The following is an 8,499-nucleotide window of genomic DNA, read 5'->3' as shown; positions in this document are numbered from 1 at the left end:
CAATCATCCCAACATAGTCTGTAGCATAGATTCCTTTAAACTCAGTCAGACCGATTGGCAACGGCATTTTTGCCTTATCCGTAAGAAATATCTGAGAAAACAGCAGGTCGTTCCAGATATTGATAAAAGAAATGACTGTAATGGTTACAATTCCCGGTACCACAACAGGCGTTACCACTTTTCGAAAAGCCTGTATTAAGCTGCACCCGTCTATTATCGCTGCTTCCTCCAGTTCCCTGGGTACCGCAATAAAAAATCCCGATAATATAAAAATAGCAGTAGGCAGTGCAAATGTAATATGGGGGATGATAACTGCTATATAAGTATTAAGGATTCCCGCTTTATTAAAAATACTGTATAACGGAATAACGGAACCATAAGCCGGTATCATAAGCCCCAGCAGGAAAATTCCCAGCGTAAGATTTGATAATTTCCAGCGTAATCTCGTCACACCATAAGATGCCATAACTGACAGAACAATCGTACCCAGTACGGAGATCACACTTACCAAAATCGAGTTTCCAAAATAAATCCCGATTTTCCCGTCTATGACTGCGTGTTTATAGTTTTCAAGCGTCCATACCTGAGGAAGTCCCCAGGTGTTTAGAAACAGCTCATCCTGTGTCTTAAATGAGTTAATGATCAACCACAGCAGCGGATACAGACATGCTATCAGAAATAATATTAATATAGTATATTTTAGTATAGATAATATTCTTTGTCTATGTTTATTCATGTTCCCTTCTCCAATCAATAGTCGATTTTCTTTGTGCGGAATACAAAATTGATGATTACTGTCGCTCCAATACAAAGAAGTAACAATGCCGTTGCAATAGAACTGGAGTATCCGAATTTCAATGCATTAAACCCTTGGGTAAACATATAGGTTGATATTACCTCACTTGCATGGTTTGGTCCTCCTGATGTGGTAACTGCGATCAGGTCGTAAAGCTTCAGTGATCCGGTAACAATCAGGACGGAATCTATTTTTAATATTGGTTTCATAAGAGGAAATGTAATTTTCGTAAACTGCTGCCACTTGCTGGCTCCGTCAATGGATGCTGCCTCATACAGGGAAGAATCAATATTTTTCATGCCAGCCAGCTGAATCACCATATGATAACCAACAAACTGCCACATGGTTACTACAATCAGTGCCGGTATAACAGTCTTCTCATCAGCCAGCCAGATATGGGTAAGGGAGTCCAGACCGATTGCTTTTAAAAAGCTGTTTACTAAACCAAAATCCGGATGATAGACAAAGGTCCATAACATACCGATTGCAGTACCGCAGATTACGGAAGGCATAAAATAAATGCTTTGAAACAGTTTTGACCCCTTTACTTTCTGGAACAGAATATTTGACAATAACAGGGCAAGTACCATATGTGCTATATAAGAACCCGCTACAAACTTCAGATTATTTACGACTGCCTGTAGGAAAAACTGATCCTGGAAAAGCCGGATATAATTTTTTAGTCCAACAAATGTGGAGTCACCCAGCAAATTTGTCTTAAACAAACTTATGTATAAATTATAGAGTATCGGTATCAGTCCAAAGAACAGATAAACCACAAATGCCGGGCCTACAAAAAACGCAATATATTTTTTCTTACTAAGAATTTTATCCATTCTATCGCTCCTTTTGATAGAGAAGAGAGCCTTGCAGAAGTACACTCCTGCAGTTATCCCCTCCCGTCATTTATTACTGATCTGCTTCTTGCTCTGCATAATTCTGTAATGCCGCAAACTGTTCCTGAGGATCTTTTCCTCCTGCAATAGCAAGGGAGATATTATTAAACTCTCCGCCTACATTTGCGCCAAACTGTCTGTCCATTGGAGTTAATGCCTTTTTAACCTGTCCCTGAAGTTCCATTATTTTAGCTGTAACAGGATCTACTTTAGAGGTATCGATCTTGGTATTGGTTGCTGATAACGCGCCGCAATCCACTACATATTTCTCCTGGATTTCAGGATCTGACAACATCTTGATAAATCCCAAAGCAGCTTCTTTATTTTCACATTTTTCACTGATGGCAAATAATTTTTCCACGCTGGCAATGTGAACATCGTTATAGTCAGGGTTCTTTGCGGGCATCATAAATACGCCAATTTTGTCCGATCCGCCCATGCCTTCAATCACTGCTGACGTATCCCAGGTTCCCATAGAATACATCGCCGCTTTTTCGCTGGTGAAGAGCGTTCTTCCCTCATCGTATGCCAGTCCTAAAAAGCTCTCCGGGAAGGCCCCTAAGCTAACCAACTCCTGAAATACTTTTCCGGTCTCCACATAGCGGGGATCATCCCACGTAGTCTTGCCATTCACAATATCTTCAAACAGCTCTTTTCCTGCAACTCCGCCTGATAATTCCAGCATAAACTGAGCCGGAACCCATGCGTCCTGACATGCCATGGATAGCGGAACTACACCGGCACCTTTCAGCGTTGATATCACATTTACAAATTCATCCCATGTCTTTGGAACCTCCAGATTGTTCTGGGCAAAGATCTCCGTATTATAATAAATAGGAATAATTGCCTGGCCCATGGGAACTGCGTAAATCTTATCATTATATGTAACCGCATCGAAAGCTCCGTCATTAAAGCGTTCCATCCATTCAGGATCAGCTTTTAAAGCATCACTTAATGAGTAAACCTTTTCACTTTCCACATAGTCCTTCATATAGCCCGCTTCCCAGGTAAAGAAAATATCCGTCACATCGTTTTGCGTCATCAGGGTTGCCAGCTTTGTCTTATACTGTTCATTTTCGTACCACTCTAAATTAATCTTGGCATTAAATTCATTTTTGGCATTAAACTTATCCGCTGCTGCCTTAATTACATCTGTAAACGCCTGCTCATTAGAGCCGCCTACCGCCATGAAAGTAAGTACCGTTTCTTCTGCGCCGCTTTCTCCCTTTGCCTGGCTTTCTGTACTTCCGGCTGTTGTCTCTGATTGTGAACCTGTGCTGCCTGCAGTCTCTCCCGCGTTGCCGCACCCGGCTGCCATTGCCGCCGCCAAAATTGCACTCATAATAAGCGTTGTTGTTTTTCTTTTCATCTCAAAACCCTCCTTGTTATTTTTGTTTGTTAAAATCATTATACACAAAAAATATTTGGTTATATATGCTACAATTTACCCCAAATGTTAAGATTTTTGTCCTTGTTTACTTAAATATGCCGAAGAAAAACCTTCCTTCGGCATATTTAGTGTGCTGTGTCTATATGGCTCTAAATGTCAGCTGCACACTCTGGGGAATGCCGTATAGCTTAGCATCTCAATTATTTTATTTTTACATCCTTACTCTGCCCCTTGTTTTTGAACAGTTTCTGATAATAATTTAATTTAGAAGACGGAACATCTATTTCCGCTTTCTTGTAAATCCCCTTAAACGCCTCATTGTAAACTTTTTTTAGACGTTTTGACTTAATAGTAATATCCTTTAACTTCCTATCTCCATAGAAAGACCGCTTACCAATACGTTCTACAGAAGAACCAATGGTTACTTTTTTAAGGGATCTCATCTTATAAAATGCTTTCGCACCTATTTCTGTCACTTTGCATTTCACACCTTTTAAGGTAACGGAAGATGGTATAGTAATACTCTTATATGACTTCCTGGCTGTGCCAATCACAGATACCGTCGCTTTTCCTTTCACTTCATTTGTCACTTTGTATTTAAGCCCTTTGTACATTATAGTTTCACCTTTTCCCAGAACCGGGGCAGACGGTTTCTGCGGTACCGACGGCTTTAACTCCAGGGCAGAAGCGGCAGCTACCAATTGTGATGCTGCGCGGTCTACTTCTGACTGCACTGCATTTGAATTTTGTAAAAGGAGTGCTGCTGATTGTAATGCCTGTTTCAGCTTCCCTGCACTAATATCAGTGTATACCGTTAGATCCAGTCCGGAATATGCCTGGCTGAGAATCTTCAGCATACTGGTATCCGCTTTCAATTCCGGAACCTGTGGTTTTTCCACCAGATTAGCTGCCGCATTGACAAGCTCTGCTGCCGCACTGACAATATCCTGCTGAGATACATCAGGATTTCCTATTAAACGCTCAGCCTCAGCCAAAGCATTCTTAAATTTAGCTGCAGTCTCCGGAGTATATTTTCCAGTGTCCAGCCTGTTATATGCTTCAACTAACATATGGAGGGTGGAATCATCCGGTTTTGATTCAGCCGGAATCTTTTCAAGCTGAGCAAAAGCCTTTAACAGATCTGCCTCTGCCTTTGCAATTTCAATTTTATCCACATAATCTGCCGTATCCAGAATTTCCTTTGCTTTTCCCAACGCTTCATTTAAGTATGCAGCACTTTCCGCTGTATAAACACCCAGATCCATGCCGATGACCGATTCATAAAAAGCAGACAGCTGATACTTTAAGTCAGGTTTCTCTATGGCGTACTGCAATCCTGCAGCCGCTGATATGAGATTGGATACCGCAGCATCAACCTGTTCCTGAATTGCATTTTGAGATGTTAGGATGTCATTGACCGCTTCCAGCGCAGTTACAAATGCCTGTGCACTTTCTTCAGTGTATACCTCCATGTCTAATCCTGCATAAGCATCATAAACCACTTCCGCAAGAGTATAATCTGTTTCTTCATCTGACGGCATCTTCTCCAGACCAGCCAAAGCCTTTATAAGCCTGGCTTCTGCCTCTGCCACCTCTTTTTTAGATGCATTTTCTTTACCCAGAATTTCTTCTGTCTGTGTCAGGGCAGATACAAATTCTTCTGCACTTTCTATTGTATAAACAGTTAAGTCCATATTTTTGACAGATTCATAAAGTTCCGCTAGATTTCCTTTATCAGATCTTATATCCTCCAGCCCTGCAACTGCCTGTACCAGTTTTCCAATCTGGTCTGAGACTTCCTGCCAGGATGCATCTGAGTTATTTAATACTGTTTCCGCAGCTTTAATTACCTCCTGCAGTACTTCATAACTCTCCTGGGTATAACGATCAGGCTGATAAGATTTTGCTCCTAAGACTGCTGCTTTTAAAGCATCCTTTTCTCCCTGGCTTGCAAGTTTTACCAGATCTTCTATTGCTTTTTTCAGTGCCTCTGTCTGTGCATCCACCACATCCTGCCCTGCGGTATCATCGTTAATAATGCCATCCGCTTTTTCTATTTCCACCTGCAAATTCTGATAACTCTGCTGGGTATAATGATCTGCCGTTATTTCTATTGCTTCTTCTGATAACTTACTTAATGCATCCTTGTCTGCAGTAACGATAACCGTACATTCCGCCTTCATATCGGAATATCCTTCCGGATATACGCTTACTGTTGTTGTTCCCACCTTGCGTGCAGACACTTTGCCGTCTTTTACGAATGCAATAGTTTCATCCAATGAGGACCAGTTATAGATTACCAGTGCGTCCTCCGGAAGTACGGATGCATGAAGTTCTGCCGAAGCTCCAGCCGTTAACCGGATCACAGACTGATCCAGAACGACACTCTCCGGTTCCTGTATGCTGTTGGTGCGGACATTAAAAGCATCCACGTCTATACGTCCTTTGCCACTGCCTCCAAGAGAAGTGATAACAATGGTATGCTCTTTGTCCGTCAGATCCATATTAGAATAGCCAACGTACTGGGCAACACCGTTTTCCGCATTTACACTGATCTCTTTTTCTACCACCTGACCGTCTAAGGTTACACTAAAACTTCCCAAATGTCCCCCGGTAGATGTGACGAATTCAACTCCCGTACCGTTAAATGTAAAAGTTGCCTTTTCTCCGGCATTGTAACAGTTGGTAATAGTTCCATTGAAATGCTTCCCTTCATTCCACTCTTCCCAGGAATCCCCGTCATAGATAATACCAGAATCACGGTCGTCAAACGTTTTGATTGTGGGCAGTTTAAGCAGTAACTCAATTGATCCTGTTGCCCTTGATCCATCCAGCAAAGTCGCGGTGACTTTTACTTTTCCTCCCCCTGTTGCTGTTACTAATCCATTGGAGTCCACCTTGGCAATCTTATCGGTTTCCTGCCCCGGAATCATGGATTCTATGGTCCACCGGACAGCAACATCTTCATCTGCATTTGTTGTAAGCTGAACAGTTTCCCCGGTCTTGGTTAATACTACCTTGTCATCCTCTGCCTTGACCTGGACATCATCATGTACAGGGCGTCCTACCGGATCCATGGCAAGCAGTCCACGGGAAATCTCTTCATAACTGCCGCCTTCTAACGCAGCACGAAGGTTCTGTTTGCTCTCTTCTGTATATTTTCCAGTGAGTTTTTCCTGCGCCTCCGCTTTTAACTCTTCCAGACTGACTTCTGCACGATTCACAGTAAATCTTGCATCTTCAGATAGTTTTACTCCTTCTCCCTTATAGAATACACGGGGGGTTTTTCCGGTAGTGGAATCAACTGTACAATTTACTAGTTCTCCATCTTTCCACTCCATGCTTAACTGGTATCCGCCCCTGCCGCAAATGCCTCTTATTTTACCGCTGGACCATTGCTCGGGGATATTTTCCATTAGATTCAGTCCCTCGAACCGACTGTCTAATATTGCTTCTGCTACTGAATTACCAATTGGGCACCAGTATCTCCAGTCGCCCTGCTTATAAGTTGTTCCCGCAACTCCATGGGGTATTTTGGAAAATGCCAGCTGCGGATCTCCAAGACGTAACGCCATGGTTGCTCTGTCCGGATGGCCTCCGCCTCCGATTGAGAAATTCCGCTGTGCTTCTGACTGAGATGCATAATATAATTCAGGCGTGTCTGTCTCATTGATATCAGAATGATTCATAAATGTTCCCAACAGCTGGGAAACATGTCTGTGCCCCTCATCTCCTACCGGATACTCGTTATAGAATTCGCGAAGCCGTCCCGTATCCTGGTCTATAAAAAGTTCCAGTGGAACCAGTTTTTCCCTGGCCTCCAGAACTTCCCCAAGGAATGCCTGATCATATCCGATTCCTGCTGCCTCTAACTCTTTTGCACCACTTTCCAGCATATTGAAGAGGTTGTTATAAATCTGCACATCCGCAGCAGTGCTTATATCAAAAGCCGATTTTCCGCCTCCCGGCAGCTTATACCAGTGTTCCGGTGATCCAGCCGGGGCAACCATCAGGTAACCTTTCAGCTCACCATTTACCCCATCTGCCTCCACCAAATTGCTCAACGCAAAACGTGCTGCACCTTCCATTAATGGATAGTATTTCTCCAATAACTGAATGTCCTGAGTAAAATCGTATTTATCATACAGTGTATCCAGTGCCCAGATTCCACCTGATGTCCAGCTGCCGTATTCGATTTCATCTCCCCACATTCCGGTCTTCCCCCAGATATCTGAGGAATGGGCAACTACCCACGACCCTTCCGGCGCGCCATAGCTTTCCTGTGCTGTCTTACCTCCAGTTTTCTCATCTGCAAAGGTAGCAATGAGCTTATACAGGGCATCCGAAGTTTCTGCTAAATTTCCTGATCCTTTAATTACCTGCATCTTTTGTACATTTTCATTTAAGTAATAAGCTGACTGGTTAGGCGGCCACCAGCTCGCATTCCACAGACCTAACAGATTCTGTGGTGCCTGTGAATTCTGTCTTTCACAGCTTAATGCTATGTAACGTCCATACTGATAATGGCGGGCATAATCAAATGGTGAAATCATCGTACCATCTTCAGCTGTTATCGATTCCCCATCCATATCTATCCACAGACGGCGGAATAATGATCGAAAATCTTCCTGATGTTCCCGCAATAGTTTATTGTATCCTTTTTCTACTGCACTATCCAGAGTTGTTCTCACATTGCCTGCAACATCTATTCCGCTGTTGGAAGGATCTGTTTTAAAGTCTTTAAAACTAGTCTCACATGTGTAGAGCAGAATAATTTCATCCGCATCCGTCACCTGCAATTTATTTCCGGAGACTGTCACTTTTCCATTTACAGGCAGTACCTTTACCCTTGCCTCAAAAGTCACACCCCGGTCCTCATACCAGGTAACCTGTTCGCCATCCTTTACAATTGGTGCACGTCCAGTCATGATTACTTCATTTGTCTCTTCGTCCAGCGTCACCTGATTCAGGGCTGCCTTCCCTGCCATTTCATTGGGTAACTCAAGCCCTACGTCCATTTTCATTTTCTCACCGCCATCATTGGCTATTTTTACAGCCATAACGTTTGCAGGATTACTGATAAAAGACTGCCTGGTATAAGTCACACTACCTTTCTTAAATTCAATGTCTGAAGTAGCACCGTCCATATCCAGGCTTCTATTATAGCTATCGGTACCGCTGGTGAGTTCCGGGAAATTCAACACCATTCTTCCCAGTGGCAGAAATGTACTCTGAGCTGCACATGGGGCGCTCCAGATTCTCTTCGTCTCTTCTTCAATGGTCTTAAAGATCGCTAATCGTTCTTCATCGGAGATTCCTTCCCGATAAGCATCCACTAATTTCTGGCGCACACTCTGATACCCCAGCAAACGTTCTTCCGGAGAATTGCCGTAGCTGCCTTCCCCGCCTTCCGATAA

4 protein-coding genes are annotated in these 8,499 nt (G+C 43.1%); all 4 read right to left on the bottom strand.

The window, feature by feature from the left end:
• On the bottom strand, nucleotides 1–736 hold a 736-nt coding region (locus RHS_RS25110; protein ID WP_047834723.1), incomplete at its 3' end, for an ABC transporter permease subunit.
• 14 nt (nucleotides 737–750) lie between these two features.
• Nucleotides 751–1,632, bottom strand: coding sequence for a carbohydrate ABC transporter permease (locus tag RHS_RS25105; RefSeq protein ID WP_047834722.1), 882 nt, complete (start codon nucleotides 1,630–1,632; stop codon nucleotides 751–753).
• 73 nt (nucleotides 1,633–1,705) lie between these two features.
• Nucleotides 1,706–3,061: an extracellular solute-binding protein gene (locus tag RHS_RS25100; protein ID WP_047834721.1), complete on the bottom strand. Its 1,356-nt coding sequence runs from the start codon at nucleotides 3,059–3,061 to the stop codon at nucleotides 1,706–1,708.
• Between the two features lie 221 nt (nucleotides 3,062–3,282).
• The coding region (locus RHS_RS25095) for a glycoside hydrolase N-terminal domain-containing protein (RefSeq protein WP_047834720.1) at nucleotides 3,283–8,499 on the bottom strand (5,217 nt) is incomplete at its 5' end.

Origin of the sequence: Robinsoniella sp. RHS, from assembly GCF_001029355.1 — a bacterium.
Taxonomy (GTDB): Bacteria; Bacillota; Clostridia; order Lachnospirales; family Lachnospiraceae; genus Robinsoniella; species Robinsoniella peoriensis.
Note: the sequence above shows the minus strand (reverse complement) of the source record. Positions and strands in the feature narration are given on the sequence as shown.